Source organism: Bradyrhizobium aeschynomenes (assembly GCF_013178945.1).
Classification (GTDB): domain Bacteria; phylum Pseudomonadota; class Alphaproteobacteria; order Rhizobiales; family Xanthobacteraceae; genus Bradyrhizobium; species Bradyrhizobium aeschynomenes.
Genome location: NZ_JABFDM010000048.1, coordinates 1 through 340 on the forward strand (window position 1 = coordinate 1; position 340 = coordinate 340).

At 47.9% G+C, this 340-nt stretch carries 1 other RNA gene; it reads left to right on the forward strand.

Annotated features, from left to right (window positions below):
• An RNA gene (gene rnpB, locus HL666_RS33910) (RNase P RNA component class B) lies at window positions 1–340 on the forward strand; the annotation flags it as partial.

Consider the following 340-nt stretch of genomic DNA (forward strand, 5'->3'; position numbering starts at 1 on the left):
TTGCAAGTCTTCCATGAGGAAAGTCCATGCTAGCACTGGCTGTGATGCCAGTAGTGTTTGTGCTAGGCGAATCAATAAGCCTAGGGACTTGATTTTCAAGTTACGGCGAGCGAACTGGCTAAGTCTTCGGATAGGTTTTAGTAGCTCTGAAAGTGCCACAGTGACGGAGTTTTTAGGGAAACCTAAAAAGTGGAACGCGGTAAACCCCTCAAGCTAGCAACCCAAACTTTGGTAGGGGCATGGGATGGCCGGAAACGAACGGACCATTCTGACTGCTATGCAGTAGACAGATGATTATCGAAGGAAGTGGTACCTAGTCACTTCTGGAACAGAACATGGC